We start from the raw sequence: 16,119 nt of genomic DNA, 5'->3' as shown, positions 1-16,119 counted from the left end.
ACAATGAAAAAAAGAAGCATCTCCCTTATTCTTGCCACATCGTTTGTTTTTTCAGGCTGTGCCCTTCCCGGATTAAGCGGTCCAGCTGAAAGCACGATTCGCATTGGAACAATAAATACGGTCGAATCAGAAATATGGGGCCATATCGTCGGACAAATGATCGAGCACTACACCGATTTAGAAACGGAATTAATTACGAACTTAGGCTCTTCGATCGTCCAGCATCAAGCGATGATGCAAGAAGAAGTAGACATTACGGCAACGCGATACACCGGTACAGATATTGCGGGGTTATTGGATCGACCGGACATCACTGACCCAGAAGAAGCAATGGAAATCGTCCAGCGTGAATTTACCGAGCAGTTTAACCAAACATGGGGTGACTCTTACGGGTTTGAAAACAGTTATACGATTTCAATTACGAAAGAATTTGCCGACCAAGAAGGCATTACCCATGTCGAAGATCTAAGACCATTTGCATCCGATATGAATTTCGGCGTTGATAATTCATGGGTCAATCGTGCCGGTGATGGCTATCAAGCATTTACAGAAACCCATTTTGCCTTTGGCAATGTCTATCCGATGTCAGTTGGGCTCGTCTATGACGCTGCTGCCTCCGGTAACATGGATGCCGTCCTCGCCTACTCATCCGACGGCCGTATTGCCGCGTATGATTTAGTCGTATTGGAAGATGATTTCTTCCCACCATACGACGCCTCGCCTGTTATTCGGAATGAAGTGATTGACGAACACCCAGAAATCGCCGACATTTTGAAACGACTGGCAGATGTAATTACAACAGAAGGCATGCAGGAAATGAATTACCAAGCGGACATGGAATTAATTAGTCCCGCAACCATTGCAGAAGAATTCTTAGAAGAAAATCAATACTTCATTGATAATCTAGAGGACGAGGAGGAAAACGGATGAGCATTTGGGAACAGCTAGTTACGTATGTTTCGCAGAACGGCTGGTACATCTGGGAAGAGTTTTACCGTCACTTTCTAATGGCTGCTTACGGCGTCTTATTTGCGGCAATCCTCTCGATTCCAATTGGAATTCTTATTGCCAAGTACGGGCGAATAAGCGGCTGGGTCCTCTCCTTAGGAAGTATCATCCAGACCATACCCGTCTTAGGCTTTATGGCAATCACGATGGTCATTATGGGGCTTGGAACAACGACCGTCATTACGACCGTTTTCTTTTACTCCTTACTGCCAATTATTCAAAACACGTATGTCGGAATAAGAGGCGTTGACAAGAGTGTGATTGAAGCAGCCTTTGCTTCAGGAATGACAAAATACCAGCTTCTGACGAAAGTCGAGTTTCCCCTTGCGATCAGCGTTATTATGGCAGGCATTCGCACTGCCCTCGTAATCAGTATCGGCGTTGTCGCTGTTGGTACGTTTGTCGGAGCCGGTGGCCTTGGCGCCATTATTATCCGCGGTACGAACGCAACCGACGGGGCAGCGATCATCTTAGCTGGAGCGATTCCAACCGCGCTAATGGCAATCGCCGCCGACTTGATTTTAGGCAAAATCGAAAGACGGTTAAATCCGGCCAATCGATCGTCAAGTTAAAATTAATGGGCTGTCCTATTAGGTCATCGTTTTGACCTTAACGGGACAGCCCTTTTTTAGTATGAAGTGTGCGCGCAGCTTTGATGGGCTGATTTTCTCTTCTGTGACAAGGTGGGTTTCATCCAGCTTGTCTCAACACGCCACTGGCATCAGCGCTATCCAGTGAACTTAAAATCAATAAGACCCTCGAATATGCTCATGCACTCTATTCTGATAAAATTCATTTACCTTATTTAGCTCAGCCTCTGAGAAAGCAGGAACATTTAATGCTTCAAGATTTCGTTTTACTTGATCGACTGTTTTAAAGCCCGGAATGACCGTTGTCACCTCATCTTGATCAAGAATCCAGCGTAAGGCAGCATTTGAAAGTGACTCACGACCTTCACTTATCCATGCGATCTCTTCGACCAAATCAACTCCCGTTTTAAATTCTAAGCCACCAAAGGTTTCTCCCACATTAAAGGCTTCTCCATCCTTATTAAAATGACGATGATCCCCCGCTTCAAATGTATGCTCCTTCGTAAATTTCCCTGTGAGCAGTCCACTTGCTAATGGAACTCTGGCAATAATACCGACGCCTTTTTTCTTCGCTTCTGGCAGTAATGTTTCAAGAGGTTTCTGTCTAAGAAGGTTAAAGATCACTTGAAGTGCGGCTACATTAGGCTGTTCAAGACAAAGAAGCCCTTCTTTCACCGATTCAACACTAACGCCATAATGACGAATCTTTCCTTCAGCCTGCAACTCATCTAATACTTTAAAGACCTGACCGTCCTTTAGAATTTCAATCGGCGGACAATGAATTTGATACAAATCAAGTCGTTCTCTTTGTAAGCGCTTAAGGCTATTCTCAACATAAGTCTTCACTTGTTCTTTCGAGTAGGTATCTTTTGAAAAAATATCCCCCGCTCTACAAAACTTACTCGCAATATAAATCTGGTCTTCCTTGCCTTTTATTGCTTGAGCAAGCAGCTCCTCGCTATGCCCATCACCGTAGACATCTGCTGTATCAAAGAAATTCACGCCTTGGTCGATTGCAACGTCGAGTGCTCGTAAGGACTCTTCATCATTCGTCTTCCCCCACGAGCCACCAATTGCCCATGTACCGTAACTTAATTCACTAATCTTCAATTCGGTTTGACCAAGCTGTCTGTATTGCACAACTATCAGCTCCCTGTTCAATTTAAAAATAACCCTCTCTAAATGAGTATATATTTTTAATGATTAATTGGCTAGATTTAGAAGAGTGCGACTAGATGGATGTTAAGGTTTAAGTAAATGAGAAAGGGTCTGAGACATAACTAAAAGTACTATTTGAAATGACGACTAATCGAAACGATGCTCAGAACACCGCTACAGGAGAATTCTTCGCTTTCCGTGGGCACGGCCTCAGCCTCCCTCGTGGAAAACCGCCACTCCAGAGTCTTCAGACACGTGCTGGTCCCCCAGTCTTCGGATTCTCCCTCCGCTAACGACGAACGTTTCTATTTTCTGGAATGGTCGTCGTTTCAGTCTGACTATCTAATTTTGTTCCAGTTTCTTTACATTAAATAGCTTACTCCCCCTCGCCATACCCATAACCCGAATACTTCACCACTGGCCACTTCTCTTTTCGCAGTACATCAAGAAACGCATTTCCCACATGCACATTCGACCCAACCAGCTCCTTTGGCGTCAATGCTAACCACTGATTGAGCGAGACATCCTCAAACACATCACTCTTAAACATTTCCAAAAACCAGACCGTATCCTTGCCCGTATTTTGAATGTAGTGTCCTGTCGCAAATGGTACATAGCCAACGTCTCCAGCCCTGTAATCAAATGTACGCGCAACCCCGTTCCCGCTGAACACCGTCATCCGCGCCTCACCTGCTAAATAGTACTGCCATTCATCCGTATTTGGATGCCAATGCAGTTCCCGCATCGCCCCCGGCTTCACTTCCACTAAAGCAGCCGCAATTGTCTTCGATATTGGGAAGTTGCGCGAATCGACAATTCTTACTGAACCTCCCGGCGTCACGATTGGTTCTTGCCTAAGCAGCCGATGCGTGAAAGTCTGAGGCACCTCTCCATAAGGCGACTCCACTGCTTGCGTTGCCAGCGGTCCCGGCACTTCATCTTGATAGATGTAGACCTGCTTAGAAGGAATCATTGCAATCGCCGCTTCCGGAACACCGAAATTAGCCGACAGCACCTCAGGAGGCGTATGCGCCATCCAATCGGAAAGCGACAATGTGCTCAAGTCGGAGAACTTGCCATCATCAAACACAAGTAAAAACTCACAGCCGCCTTCGAGCCCTTGAATCGAATGAGGAATGCCCGGTGGGAAATACCACAAATCCCCCGGACCGACATCGGCAATAAAATTCCGACCGTTCTGATCGACCGCCGTAATCCGTGCCTTCCCCAACAGCATATACGACCACTCCGCCTGTTTATGCCAATGCAGCTCCCGCACCCCGCCAGCGGTTAAGCTCATGTTCACCCCTGCAAGCGTCGTCGCAATTGGTAAATCACGCTCCGTCACCTCACGTGACCAGCCTCCATGATTAAGCTGCATATGCGCATCTGAAAACGAGAAGCGCAAGTTCGGAATTAAGCCACTATCGGTCTTTGGCGGAACGAGAATATTTGGGTTTTGCAGATCGCGCCATAGATTACGTGGCCCTCGGTCAACACCCCCGGCCCCGTCGCTTCGAATCGGCTGGGGAATGTGGCGGTTTTCATTCGCTTGATTGTCCATAGGTCTCCTCCTGCATCTAATAAGCTTCTTTATATTTATTCGGGAGAAAAAAGCGAATGACAACTATAAAAAAAGCATGCGGCGATTGGTTGGCGGCATACTTATGAATTGTTTGGACGATCAGCTTTTTTTATTCGGAATGCTAGATAACCGCCGATACTGAACGGAATTAATTGCAAAAGAGAAAAGAAACCTAAAGCCGACGAGGCAGTAAACGGTTTGAAAAACGAATCCCAATAAGGATCAGCAGGTAACCATAAAAGCACATAGGATAAGAGCATTGACGGCAATGGAACAAGAAAAACCAATTTCCACGAAAGCCATCGTTTAGCCAAAAAGCCACTGACGAGTGAAGCAATGATCCATATACCGTAACCCATTATTGTGCGTCCAACAAAGTCCCAGTACATCGCTAAGAATCCGAATGGAATGAGCGAAAAGAGAATTAAGAGCAGGATTCGGAAGGGTTGTTTCATCAAGAAGCCTCCTTATGAAGTTCCAGTTATCAAAGTTCTCCACATGATCTAGTAAATCAGTAACCTTTTAATCATATGAAAGATGTGGATTTCCAGAAATATTTTTTCAAAAGTATCAATATTATCATGAATCTGAACAAGAACTACACCATTAATTTAGACGCCTTATTTAAGGGTAACATTGACTTTAAATTCTCAAAAGAGGATCTTCATTACTATTTATAAAATAATCTTTAAGTTTTCTTTAAACTCGTCTAATTCATCAGTTATCGCAACAAAAGGATTAACAAAAACCTCCCCAAACCTATATGATTTTGAAACTCCATGATGTTTGACAACAGTATGTTGATGATGGAAGAGATTGCATGAGCGGAAAGAAAAATGGATGAACAACACTTCTTTTTTTCCCCTTCCATTAAAAAAAGATTTTCAATCGAGCGTTTTTTTGTTATGCTACCTTCTTGTGTATGACTTAGCCATTTTTTCATCATGCTACAAACTGACAAAAGAATTTGGCTTTTTTTTTAGGTTAGAATCTGCCTCAACGATCACGTTGAGCAAGTCTGTTAGTAAATTCTATTTAGGGGTGTGCACGCATTAATGACGAAACCGAATCCATGGGCATTAACCCCCTTTCTCATTTTCTTGAGTTTATTTATCGGGGCAGGAATCGTAACCGGGGATTTTTATGCGTTTCCGGTTATTGTCGCCATTGTAATCGCTAGTGCGTTTGCGCTTGCAATGAACCGACAAGAATCTTTTTCAAAAAAAATTGATCATTTTAGTAAAGGCGCCGGGCATCCAAATGTCATGCTGATGGTGCTGATCTTCTTATTAGCTGGCGCCTTTTCTGGCATAACAAATGCCATGGGTGCCGTGGATTCCACTGTTCAGCTGGCGCTAGCAGTCGTTCCTCAAGACTTACTTGCTGTTGGTTTGTTTGTCATTGCTTGTTTTATTTCATTAGCGATGGGAACATCGGTTGGGACGATTGTCGCATTAGCACCAATCGGCGTTGGCATTAGCGAGATCACAGATATTCCTACAGCGTTAATCATCGCCGCCATTATTGGAGGAGCCATGTTCGGCGACAACCTTTCGTTCATTTCTGACACCACCATTACAGCAGTTCGTTCCCAAGGTGCACAAATGAAGGACAAGTTTAAAGTAAATTTCTGGATTGTCTTGCCAGCTACAATTATCACGTGCATCCTCTTATGGACATTAACTTCCGGCGAAAGCGCGCCAATTGAATACACGAGCTTCAGCTGGTATAAAATCGTGCCATATTTGTTGGTTATTGTTTTTGCGATTGCCGGAATGAACGTCTTTATTGTTCTGGCTCTCGGGATTGTGTTGGCAGGAATTATCGGCTTAGCAGATGGGAGCTTTCAACTGTTGCAACTCTTGCAAAGCATCGGTGAAGGTATGGAAGGCATGTACGAAATGGCGTTCCTCGCTATTCTCATCGCTGGAATGATGGAATTGATTCGGTTAAACGGAGGCATTGAATTTCTCCTTCAACTCGTCACAAAACGAGTGAAATCGAGAAAAAGCGCAGAATTTGGGATTGCCGGTCTAGTTGGCCTTACGAATCTCTCGACTGCCAATAACACAATTGCCATTATGATTGCTGGACCACTTGCCAAAAACATTGCCAATCAGTATGCGATTGAGCCTAGGAAATCGGCAAGTGTACTAGATTTATTTTCATGCACTGTCCAAGGACTAATTCCTTACGGCGCTCAGCTCTTAATTGCCGCAGGTGTGGCAGGTATTTCACCCGTCAGCATTGTCCCTTACTCCTTCTATCCAATGCTCATCGCTATTTGCGGAAGTGTTGCCATTATAATTGGGTATCCGAAAAAGAAAGAAAAGAGTAGACCGTAAATTGGTTTACTCTTTTTTAGGCTTTACTATATACGTTTTCCTTATAACTTTACAATGAACCGTTCTAACTCTATATAGGTTCATGTAAGTAAACAGAGCCATTATCACTCCTAGTAAGACGTTGAAAAGCGGGCAGGGAATCAACCTCTTCACTGTTCCATAACCATCGAGGTTCTTGCTGATTGTTGTTTACATAGACATTCTTGCTAAAAAGCGTATTGTGATTCTCTTCGTATTCACTACTGATAAACAGACCCGTGGGACTAGCCGTTAACTGATTCTGTTCGAAGCGATTTGAATACGAGTAATACTGAATCAGAAGCTGGCCACCTTCTAACCCTATTGTATCGTTATTCGCCAAAACATTCTCAGCAATTCGCGTGTGACTCGTGCCCCCTCGCTCCGAATCATATCCTCCAATCGCAATCCCTGTATAGTGATTGTCATAGACTTCATTTGCTATTATTTCTATTTCACTAGCAAATTTTCCTTTATGTTCTGAAGTCGCTTCGATCCCAATATCATTTTGATAAACCGTATTGTCTCGAATTATAATCGAGCTGCCTCCATCTATATAAATGCCACCAGCACTATAATCTTGGTTGTAGCTTGGATTGTTGTAGCTAGAATTATGATGAACTCGATTTCCTTGAATGACTCCATCGCGTGCATAGTCATTTGCTTTATTTAAGGCAACACCTTCATAACCAATTGCATCGATTCCGATGTTGTCCGTTTCATACACGTGGTTATTTTGAATGGTAAATCGGCTTACATCTCCATTCACAACAAGGGCCTCACTTAATCCTAACGACAGATTTGTTAAGGTATTGCTTTCAATTAGAAGATCTGTTATTGGATGATTTCCATAAACAGCGATACCGTGGGCATTTCCCTCAATTGCTGTAGTTGCCACGTTTTCAATCGTGTTATGAACCAATGAAACATTCTGACTCGCTCCAGTAATAAGTATCCCTATAACGGTCTTATCAATGTGATCGGTCGTAAGATCCCCAATAGTGAACCCGTCAATCGTGATATCATGATGTCCATTAATTTCAATTAATGCTTGATCCTCTAACGTATCCTCAAATTGTTCACCACTTAGATAAACATCTTCTTCCTGGTACGCTTCAAAACGAACTGGCTGTTGTTTTGTCCCACTGTGCTGCACAACGAGTGGTTCGAAATAGGTGCCTTCGCGAACGACTATAGTTGATCCTGCTGTTGCTTTTTCCGCAGCAGCTTCTAAACTTCTCAGTGGTCGATCAATCGTTCCTTCATAATGATCGTCCCCGTCTGTTGCAACATAGATTGTTGTTTCTCCTGTCGCGCTATGACATGCAGTCACCATAAACCCGATCGTAAGCAGACTGCTTATGTACATTATTCTTCGCTTCAATGTAGCATGATCCTCCTAAACGGACGTTTTCTTATTAGCTTATCTCAGACACCTTTTAAAAGACACCTATAAAACATGTACCAAGATGTGTTTTAATGTAAAGATCAATTGTTCAAAACAGAAAGACGGTGTCTCCATGCAAAAGATTTTACTTGTAGAAGATGATAAAGCGATCAGCGAAATGGTTCATACGTATCTAACAAATGAAGGCTTTACGATTGTCCCGGTGTTTACTGGACAAGAAGCAGTCACCCAGTTTAAGGAAGAGCCCTTTGATCTCGTTTTACTAGATATCATGCTCCCCGAGCTCAATGGAATGGATTTCTTGCTTGCGCTTCGAAAAAAAAGCTATATTCCCGTCATTATCATGTCAGCAAAAGATAGTGAGTCTGATAAAGCTCTTGGATTAGGCTTTGGTGCTGATGATTATTTAACAAAACCTTTTTCTATGATTGAACTCTTAGCACGGGTAAAAGCGGCCATTCGTCGTTCCACTCTTTACACGAACGTTGATGATCCCGATTCAAGTACGCGTTTATCAATTCATGAAATTGAAATGGATCTTGAGACTTTCATTGTGAAAAAGGGTGACCATGAATTAACGCTCACCTCTAAAGAATGGAAGATTCTAAAGTTGTTTTTTGAACACCCAAAAAGAGTCATGACAAAAGAACAAATCTATCATTCCGTCTGGGATGATCACTATTACGGAGTCGACCATGTAATCAACGTACATATTAGTCGACTTCGCGAAAAAATTGAAGATGACCCAACCAAACCTATGTACATTAAGACCGTTTGGGGAATCGGCTATAAACTAGGTGAATTCAAATGATCCTCTTGTTACTTATTGTGATTGCTTGTTTATTGATTGTCGTTGTTTTTCAATTTTACTCTAAGCGAACGCTGCAAAAACAATTAGATACGATCGTTAAACAAGTCACGCCAATCGTTGAAAATCAAATAAGTAGCCCCATCTTACTTGCAACAACAGATGGGCATGTAGCAAACTTGTTAATCGCGTTAAATAAACTGATTGATCAAAATCGAGCGCACACGAGCCACTTTATTCGTACCGAACAATCCATGAAGCACATGCTCGCAAATATGTCCCATGATTTGAAAACGCCCTTGACCGTCATTGCTGGTTATGCCGAGATGCTTCAAGCTCAAGCATCCATGTCTGAAAGCGAGCAAAAACGCATCATTAACCACGTCTATGAAAAAACAGAAGAAATAAACAGCTTAATTCATTCGTTCTTCGATTTAGCCAAGCTAGAAGCAGGAGACAAGCAGATTCCTTTAGATCGAGTGAATGTAACAGAGATTTGCAAGCAAACGATTCTTATGTTTTACGAACTGATCACAAACGAAGGAATAACGGTCGATCTTGATCTTCCTGACCGCCCTCTTTATGCGCTCGCAAACGAGGAAGCACTAAACCGAATTCTCTCTAACTTGCTCTCAAATGCCCTTCGTTATGGTGCCAGTGGAAAAGTGATTGGCTTGCACGTTTCTGAAGAGGCTCCGTACATTTCCATAGAAGTATTCGACCGTGGTACTGGCATTCAAGAATCAGACCAGCAAAAGATTTTTGAGAGAATGTATACGCTTGAAGAATCAAGAAACAAACATTTCCAAGGAAGTGGCCTCGGACTAACCATTACGAAGCGACTTGTAGAACAAATGCAAGGAACCATCTCTGTAGTCTCTAAACCCAATGAGAAGACTTCCTTTGTATGTAAATTAAAACGAGTGAACCCGTAACTTCTTTTCTTGAGGTTTTTGTGAGAATTCCGATAGAAAAACGATAGGTTCAAACTGTACAGTTAGACATATAAGAGTTAAAGGAGGAGTAAAGCCTAGTGAACCCAATTGTTCAGACGCGAAACCTAACCAAAATCTACAATGGGAACGAGATTGTATCGGACGTTTCCATGACCATTAAAAAAGGCGAAATCTATGGGTTTCTTGGCTCAAATGGGGCAGGAAAGTCTACGATCATGAAACTACTCATGAATTTAATCAAACCATCCCGAGGGAACATCGAACTCTTTGGCTCCCCGCTAACTGAAACTTCCTATCAATATCTACACCGGATTGGAAGTATGATTGAATACCCTATTTTCTATGAGAAAATGACGGCTTTGGAAAACCTAGAATTGCATTGTGCTTACATGGGCTATCATGACAGAGATGCTATTCTTGAGGTATTGGAGTGGGTTGGCTTGAGCAACGATGCGAATAAAATCCCGCGACACTTTTCATTAGGAATGAGACAGCGTCTTTCTGTAGCACGAGCGATTGTCACAAAGCCTGAATTGGTTATTCTTGATGAACCAATTAATGGATTGGATCCTGAGGGCATCCAATCGATGAGAATACTCTTCAAAAAACTAAATAAAGAATATGGGATGACCTTCCTCATATCTAGCCATATCATCGGTGAAATTGAACAAATTGCCGATACTGTTGGCATGATTAAACAAGGTAGATTAATTGAAGAAACGTCAATGGAACAGTTAAAACAACAAAATACCGAATATGTAGAGGTAGTGACGAGCTCGCCCAAAAAAGCATCCGTCATTCTTCATGATCAATTAGCCGTCACGAATTTTAAATTGATTGAAGACCGTACCATTCGGATCTTCTCGAACGAAGTCTCTCAAGCTTCACTGACAAAAGCATTGATTCTAGGAGATGTGGAAATTGAATCCATTCGGACAAAGCAGACCACTTTAGAAGACTATTTTATCCACAAAATCGGCTTACAGCAAAAATGATCGCTTGGAGGAAAAAGAATGTATCACTTAATAAAGCTTGAATTAAAAAAATACAGAATCGGATGGTTTATAAAAGGCGCCCTTCTTGCAAATGGAATTATTCTAGCCTTGCTCTATTTTTTTACGGTGATTGAACAACTAGAAAATGAAGTTGTCTTTCAATCAAGTGCCGATTTTTATCTCTTTGCTGGAGTGTTGATACGCGGACCGTTTATTGTCTTTGCGTCTGTCCTCATTTCAAGAATGGTTATTGACGAATTTAAAAATCGGACGAGCATCGTTCTCTTTTCTTACCCGATCAGTCGAAAAACAATAATGGCATCAAAACTCGTTTTTATTTTCTTCCTAACTCTGTTTACAATGATGGTTTCAACATTAGTTGTTGTGTTAAGTTTTATTGGTTTGCATGAGTGGTTTCACTTCTCCGATAACCTTCAATTTACGAGTGACCAATTGTTTAATCAACTTTTAGTATTGACGGGCTTTAATCTTGTAGCTGCCGGAACAGCTCTTGTTCCTCTATACTTTGGTTTACTAAAATTCTCAACGCCAGCGACTATCCTTTCTTCCATTCTTATCGTCATAGTCACAAGTTCTTCATTCGGCCCAGAGTTTTCCCTTATCAATATTTTATATGTGCCGATCGTATTGGCTTTTATTGGTTTACTGATTACGTTTCTAGCTGTCCGCAAAGTGAACCACTTAGAATTATATTAGCGCTAAAAAAAGACCACGATATCTTCGCGTGGCTTCTTTTGTCGTTCTTCCGTTTGGCACTAATAGATGACATAAATTCATTGATACAATGCTAACGCTTCTCTTAAAAAAGACGTGTAGCGATCAAGATAATGGGTAGGACCTATAATTTTTATCTTGTTTCCAAAACCTGCAAGAAATTGAAATGCATACTGATTTTCAGGAAGTGGGATGATTGCACTGTACGTCCTTATTGTCTTCTTCACTACAGCTTCGCGCCCAAACCGTTCGATGAATTGATCTCGAACACGAATATCCAGCTCGATCTTCACACTCGTCATAGAAGGTTTAACAGTTTCTTGTATAATGCTTTGTTTTTTCGTCATTTTCTGTTCTCTCGGTGTGAATAATCCTCTTTTTTTTATATTTGTTATTCGCGTCAACTTAAATGTTCGAAAATCGCTACGCTCTAGGCAATAGCCAACGACATACCAATTCATTTCCCTTAATTGAACCTTATACGGTTCAACGAGCCTATGGCTAATTCGCCCTTGTTGATCTACATAATCAAACGCCAGTAACCAATGGTTCTCAATCGCCTTCATCACATAAGAAAGCTCTTCATTTGTTTCACTTCTCCCAATCGACTGATAAAACGTTACATCCATCTTTGAAGCTAGATTCGTAGAACTCATCCCTTTTATTTTCTGAATCGTCAACTGGATATCGCTGTTCGTTGTCAACTGTTCAAATCCATCTAGCGCCACTAGGATATGTTCAATGTCTTTCTGATTAACCAATCGCTTGTCAAATTTATATTCTTCCATTAAGGCATACCCTCCACTCGGGCCATGCTTTGCATAAATCGGTATGTTTGCATAGCTTAACGCTTCCACATCCCGTTGGATCGTCCGTTTTGTCACTTGAAAGAGTTGACTAAATTCTGATGCAGACACGACCTCCTTCTTTAACAGAATCATGATGATGGAAAGAAGTCTTTCAACTTTTTGCATAACACCCTCCTATATACGACAGACAGTTGTCACCTACTGTCTAGTATACTACGAATAGACCAATGAGGAGGTTAGACAAAATGAACGCAATCGCATATTTACAATTTAGTGGGCAAGCACAAGAGGCACTCGATTTTTATCAACATGCATTACAAGGAACCGTTAAGAAAGTGAACTTTGGTTCTATCCCGCAAGACCCTTCTGTTCCACTTAGTGGTGAAGAACAGGATATGATCATGGAATCTCAGATTACATTTTCCGAAAACATCCTGATGATCTCAGACGTACTGCCTTCTATGCAAAGCGTCTTAGGTGAAGTAACAAGAGGAACCAACGTGATCATAAGCTTGATTAATGGAGACGACGAAACAAATAAACGTTATTTTGAGGAACTTTCTAAAGGTGGGAAGATACTGATGCCCATTTCTTCTGTTCCTTGGTCATCCAGTTTCGGCATGCTGATAGACAAGTTCGGGACTATGTGGAAATTCAATAGCGATGCAAGTAGCTTTCTAAATCGACTCGTTTAACGTCATCAAAAAACCCGTGCTTACTAAAGCACGGGTTTGATCGTTTATAGATAGAGAAAGTTAAGAAAGAATAACAAGGAATACAAACCGGTCAATAAACAGCCTAGTAATACAACAAACACCTTGATCAAATACAAGCCCTTTTGCTTACGCCACCCTTTTACAATTGGATAAAGCAACGCCAGAAAAGCGATGAGAAGCAGCCAAAATCCGATCACGTAGAAGGTAAAGTTAGACCAAGGCTGAAACGGATTGTTAGCCAATTGAACAACAATGGCGCCAAAAAGACCAAGAGTCAAAACACCAATGAAGGACCACGCTATTACCCCTCTATGCACAGAAGTCATATGGGTTTGGTGCCTCCTTTTTCGTATAAAGCCAACTATTCCCCATACAAGACCAACAAGTGAAAACAGTGCAGCGCCTCCTGCTATTCCATAAGCGACATAAGGTGACGCTAACCACGATATAGGTAATTCATCTGCAATGACGCCATATGATAATTGCTCAACCTCACCGGCATCGTTCGTTTTAAAGTATAAGTGATTTGTATTCATTCCTGCGTTATCAAGTAAAGACGACTCTTCTGTCACTTTTTCAAACAAATATGGAGCTGTTTCCACATAGTCTAATTCTAGACCGAGAGCAGCAATTGATAACGTGATTCCACCCTCTTGATTAGCGGAAATAACAGAATCAGCATCAGAGAGAAAAGGCATGATTTTCATTGGCCCTGTTTCAACAGAGCGAGCAGACCGGTAACGACCCTCTACCTCTTCACTATGGTTGATGTCACCTGCGGCTTCTGGTTTATCTGTCGACTTCCCAATCAAAACATCCGTTAGTTCTCGTCTCGCTCCTGCCATCTCACCATCCATATTCGTCATAACGGCAATGCCAAACTGTTCATCTGGCACGATGGAAAGAAGTGCGCTAAACGCATCTGTATTTCCCCCATGCTCTAAAACACGATGATCACCCGCTTGACGCTCCCAAAATCCGTGGGCATTTCCTGCCATATCAGGATGAGGCGTGTACAATGTCTGATGCATCGTCTCTAATGTTTGTGGATCGTTGAATAAGACATATGATCCAGATTGCTCCGTATTTAAGTGAGCTAGCATAAAATGAGCAAGATCATTTGTTGTCGTCGTTAAACCACCAGCAGGATTATCATTAATATAAGCAGTTGGTTTAGCGACCCACTCCGTCCCTTTTTTTGTGTATCCAATCGCCTTCTCGTCCATCAAACCAGGAATGCGATCATAGCGTATATCAAATGTAGATTGCCCCATTTCTAAAGGCGTTAAAATCAATTGCTCAACATAATCAGCAAAAGCCATACCTGTCAATTCCTCAACCATATAACCTGCAAGATTCGTACTGAAATTGGAGTAAGCTACCACATCTCCAGGCGGATACAGTTGCTTTGGTTGTCTATCAGGAGCTAAGTAGTCCTCCAATTCAAATAGATGGTCAGGATCGTAGACCGTCAAATTCTCCACCCGTTCTTCAAACCCCGCTGTATGGGTCATCAAATGAGCCACTGTAATCGGTTCATCATACGTGAGCGCTGACTCCCCTCCTTTTAGATACGGGCGAACATCTGTATCAAGGCTGATTTGCCCCTCTTCAACCAATTGCATGATCGCGGTCCACGTAAACAACTTTGAAACCGAACCAGCTTCCATATACGTTTTTTCAGGATGAATCGGTTGTCCATTCTCTCTATTGGCTAACCCATAGCCTTTTTGAAAAACAATTTCTTCGTCTTGCACAATCGAAACAGAGGCTCCCGGCACATCTTCTTCGATGTAAGCCTCCATGATCGAATCGACGGTTTCTTCAATATTAGCTGTCGGTATACCAGAAGGTGTCGATAGACTTTCCGCATATCCTATAGAAGGATAGAGGGAAATCATGACCCATACAATCACCAGTAAAAGTAGTTTCTTCATTTCCATTCGCTCCTTTGCAATTCTTTCATTCATGAGTATACGGATGTAACCTTTCTTTTCTCTATCGCAAATCTCACGTTTTTCTCACGAATGAAAAAGGAGTCTAAATAAGAAAAACCATGCAGGTTGTTTTACCTGCATGGTTATGGAGCTGACTCTTTCTTTTGATGGACTTTTGTCAGCAGTTGCTCAAACGCTCTTAAGTCTTCCTCTACGTGAAACAGCTCCTTGACCGCATACTGCTGATACCACTCGAGCGCCTCTTTCACCTCATGATGCAGCTTCGTATCGTAACTTTTCCACGTACCTTGTCCTGATTGAAGAATGGTCTCCACTTGTTTCGTTAAGAAAGCAATGTTGTGACTGATCCCCGTGAATAAACATGACCTGACGCCGTAAGGAATTTGTGGCATGAGGAGGTCTCCTTTCGAGTGAATTTGGTTACTTTAGTAATAATAAAATGTATTTTATTCACTTTAATAACCATATTATAAATTCATTATCACTTTAGCAACCATTTTTGACGAAGAATTTTGTACTTTAGTAACCATGATCAATATAATTATCTTTAGGTGATTTTATATGAGAGCAGAAGAATTTGGATTATTTATTAGAAGTCTCAGAAAAGAAAAGCAGATGACAATTAGACAACTTGAATTATATTCAGGTGTCTCCCATTCGTACCTTTCACAATTAGAAAATGGAAAAAAAGACATCCCCTCTGCGAATGTCATAAACAAAATAAGTAAAGCATTAAAACTTCCTCAAGAGCTATTAATGCAAAAAGCTGGTTATATTGAAAGAGATCAATTGGTTGATCTTAAACAAAATAAATTTCAAGATTTGACTGATGATGAGATTAGATATCTCGAGGAACAGCTGGAGCTTTTTCGACGGTTGAAGGGGAAGAAATAGAATGTAAAACAAAACAACAGGGCTAGCCCTGTTGTTTTGTCCAGATTGTCGAGAAAGCCTGGGTTCTGTGAACCCAGGCTTTCTCTTATGATCTTTTGATTGCTCCCAATGACGAAATTTGATGGTGAAAAGGATA

Annotated in this window: 16 protein-coding genes; 9 read left to right on the top strand and 7 right to left on the bottom strand. The window is 41.8% G+C overall.

Going from position 1 to position 16,119, the window contains the following annotated elements:
- The first annotated feature begins 3 nt into the window (after positions 1-3).
- Together JOC54_RS19180 and JOC54_RS19175 are read left to right on the top strand one after the other, a co-directional pair.
- On the top strand, positions 4-930 hold the full coding sequence (locus JOC54_RS19180; protein WP_204468374.1) for an osmoprotectant ABC transporter substrate-binding protein: 927 nt from the start codon (positions 4-6) through the stop codon (positions 928-930).
- The gene (locus JOC54_RS19175) at positions 927-1,580 is read left to right on the top strand and encodes an ABC transporter permease (RefSeq protein ID WP_035442116.1); all 654 of its coding nucleotides are present in this window, start codon (positions 927-929) and stop codon (positions 1,578-1,580) included. The genes JOC54_RS19180 and JOC54_RS19175 overlap by 4 nt, the downstream gene beginning before the upstream one ends.
- 174 nt (positions 1,581-1,754) lie before the next feature.
- Here the strand turns inward: JOC54_RS19175 and JOC54_RS19170 are convergent, their stop codons facing one another.
- The 3 genes from JOC54_RS19170 to JOC54_RS19160 form a co-directional block, all read right to left on the bottom strand.
- The gene (locus JOC54_RS19170; protein ID WP_204468372.1) at positions 1,755-2,738 is read right to left on the bottom strand and encodes an aldo/keto reductase; all 984 of its coding nucleotides are present in this window, start codon (positions 2,736-2,738) and stop codon (positions 1,755-1,757) included.
- A gap of 394 nt (positions 2,739-3,132) precedes the next feature.
- Entirely contained in the window at positions 3,133-4,320 is a 1,188-nt protein-coding gene (locus JOC54_RS19165) for an oxalate decarboxylase family bicupin (protein ID WP_239586839.1), read from the bottom strand.
- Between the two features lie 101 nt (positions 4,321-4,421).
- Positions 4,422-4,796 (bottom strand): hypothetical protein, encoded by a 375-nt coding sequence (locus JOC54_RS19160; RefSeq protein WP_204468369.1) that lies wholly within the window; start codon positions 4,794-4,796, stop codon positions 4,422-4,424.
- Between the two features lie 600 nt (positions 4,797-5,396).
- Here JOC54_RS19160 and JOC54_RS19155 point away from each other — a divergent pair.
- Positions 5,397-6,686 (top strand): Na+/H+ antiporter NhaC family protein, encoded by a 1,290-nt coding sequence (locus JOC54_RS19155; RefSeq protein WP_204468367.1) that lies wholly within the window; start codon positions 5,397-5,399, stop codon positions 6,684-6,686.
- 70 nt (positions 6,687-6,756) lie between these two features.
- On the opposite strand, the gene JOC54_RS19150 is transcribed toward JOC54_RS19155, so the two are convergent.
- Positions 6,757-8,088, bottom strand: coding sequence for a right-handed parallel beta-helix repeat-containing protein (locus JOC54_RS19150; RefSeq protein WP_204468364.1), 1,332 nt, complete (start codon positions 8,086-8,088; stop codon positions 6,757-6,759).
- Positions 8,089-8,224: 136 nt separating this feature from the next.
- Between JOC54_RS19150 and JOC54_RS19145 the strand changes: the two genes are divergently transcribed.
- From JOC54_RS19145 to JOC54_RS19130, 4 genes are all read left to right on the top strand, one after another.
- The gene (locus tag JOC54_RS19145; RefSeq protein ID WP_204468362.1) at positions 8,225-8,923 is read left to right on the top strand and encodes a response regulator transcription factor; all 699 of its coding nucleotides are present in this window, start codon (positions 8,225-8,227) and stop codon (positions 8,921-8,923) included.
- Positions 8,920-9,855: a sensor histidine kinase gene (locus tag JOC54_RS19140; protein ID WP_204468360.1), complete on the top strand. Its 936-nt coding sequence runs from the start codon at positions 8,920-8,922 to the stop codon at positions 9,853-9,855. The genes JOC54_RS19145 and JOC54_RS19140 overlap by 4 nt, the downstream gene beginning before the upstream one ends.
- A gap of 98 nt (positions 9,856-9,953) precedes the next feature.
- Positions 9,954-10,871, top strand: coding sequence for an ABC transporter ATP-binding protein (locus tag JOC54_RS19135; RefSeq protein WP_204468358.1), 918 nt, complete (start codon positions 9,954-9,956; stop codon positions 10,869-10,871).
- A gap of 18 nt (positions 10,872-10,889) precedes the next feature.
- Positions 10,890-11,588: an ABC transporter permease gene (locus JOC54_RS19130; RefSeq protein WP_204468356.1), complete on the top strand. Its 699-nt coding sequence runs from the start codon at positions 10,890-10,892 to the stop codon at positions 11,586-11,588.
- A gap of 77 nt (positions 11,589-11,665) precedes the next feature.
- On the opposite strand, the gene JOC54_RS19125 is transcribed toward JOC54_RS19130, so the two are convergent.
- On the bottom strand, positions 11,666-12,580 hold the full coding sequence (locus tag JOC54_RS19125; RefSeq protein WP_204468354.1) for a helix-turn-helix transcriptional regulator: 915 nt from the start codon (positions 12,578-12,580) through the stop codon (positions 11,666-11,668).
- A gap of 80 nt (positions 12,581-12,660) precedes the next feature.
- On the opposite strand from JOC54_RS19125, the gene JOC54_RS19120 reads away from it, so the two are divergent.
- Positions 12,661-13,110 (top strand): VOC family protein, encoded by a 450-nt coding sequence (locus JOC54_RS19120; RefSeq protein ID WP_204468351.1) that lies wholly within the window; start codon positions 12,661-12,663, stop codon positions 13,108-13,110.
- 44 nt (positions 13,111-13,154) lie between these two features.
- On the opposite strand, the gene JOC54_RS19115 is transcribed toward JOC54_RS19120, so the two are convergent.
- On the bottom strand, positions 13,155-15,068 hold the full coding sequence (locus tag JOC54_RS19115) for a serine hydrolase domain-containing protein (protein WP_204468349.1): 1,914 nt from the start codon (positions 15,066-15,068) through the stop codon (positions 13,155-13,157).
- Positions 15,069-15,211: 143 nt separating this feature from the next.
- Positions 15,212-15,481, bottom strand: coding sequence for a hypothetical protein (locus JOC54_RS19110; protein ID WP_204468346.1), 270 nt, complete (start codon positions 15,479-15,481; stop codon positions 15,212-15,214).
- A gap of 169 nt (positions 15,482-15,650) precedes the next feature.
- Between JOC54_RS19110 and JOC54_RS19105 the strand changes: the two genes are divergently transcribed.
- Entirely contained in the window at positions 15,651-15,983 is a 333-nt protein-coding gene (locus JOC54_RS19105; protein WP_054792909.1) for a helix-turn-helix domain-containing protein, read from the top strand.
- Positions 15,984-16,119: the final 136 nt, after the last annotated feature.

This window comes from Shouchella xiaoxiensis, from assembly GCF_016907895.1.
Lineage (GTDB): Bacteria > Bacillota > Bacilli > Bacillales > Bacillaceae_D > Shouchella > Shouchella xiaoxiensis.
Note: the sequence above shows the minus strand (reverse complement) of the source record. Positions and strands in the feature narration are given on the sequence as shown.

Excerpts from the sequence above, each read along its gene's own strand:
- JOC54_RS19180 (WP_204468374.1), top strand. The coding sequence starts at position 4 with ATGAAAAAAAGAAGCATCTCCCTTATTCTTGCCACATCGTTTGTTTTT.
- JOC54_RS19175 (WP_035442116.1), top strand. The coding sequence starts at position 927 with ATGAGCATTTGGGAACAGCTAGTTACGTATGTTTCGCAGAACGGCTGG.
- JOC54_RS19165 (WP_239586839.1), bottom strand. The coding sequence starts at position 4,320 with ATGGACAATCAAGCGAATGAAAACCGCCACATTCCCCAGCCGATTCGA.
- JOC54_RS19160 (WP_204468369.1), bottom strand. The coding sequence starts at position 4,796 with ATGAAACAACCCTTCCGAATCCTGCTCTTAATTCTCTTTTCGCTCATT.
- JOC54_RS19155 (WP_204468367.1), top strand. The coding sequence starts at position 5,397 with ATGACGAAACCGAATCCATGGGCATTAACCCCCTTTCTCATTTTCTTG.
- JOC54_RS19145 (WP_204468362.1), top strand. The coding sequence starts at position 8,225 with ATGCAAAAGATTTTACTTGTAGAAGATGATAAAGCGATCAGCGAAATG.
- JOC54_RS19140 (WP_204468360.1), top strand. The coding sequence starts at position 8,920 with ATGATCCTCTTGTTACTTATTGTGATTGCTTGTTTATTGATTGTCGTT.
- JOC54_RS19130 (WP_204468356.1), top strand. The coding sequence starts at position 10,890 with ATGTATCACTTAATAAAGCTTGAATTAAAAAAATACAGAATCGGATGG.
- JOC54_RS19125 (WP_204468354.1), bottom strand. The coding sequence starts at position 12,580 with ATGCAAAAAGTTGAAAGACTTCTTTCCATCATCATGATTCTGTTAAAG.
- JOC54_RS19120 (WP_204468351.1), top strand. The coding sequence starts at position 12,661 with ATGAACGCAATCGCATATTTACAATTTAGTGGGCAAGCACAAGAGGCA.
- JOC54_RS19115 (WP_204468349.1), bottom strand. The coding sequence starts at position 15,068 with ATGAAGAAACTACTTTTACTGGTGATTGTATGGGTCATGATTTCCCTC.
- JOC54_RS19110 (WP_204468346.1), bottom strand. The coding sequence starts at position 15,481 with ATGCCACAAATTCCTTACGGCGTCAGGTCATGTTTATTCACGGGGATC.
- JOC54_RS19105 (WP_054792909.1), top strand. The coding sequence starts at position 15,651 with ATGAGAGCAGAAGAATTTGGATTATTTATTAGAAGTCTCAGAAAAGAA.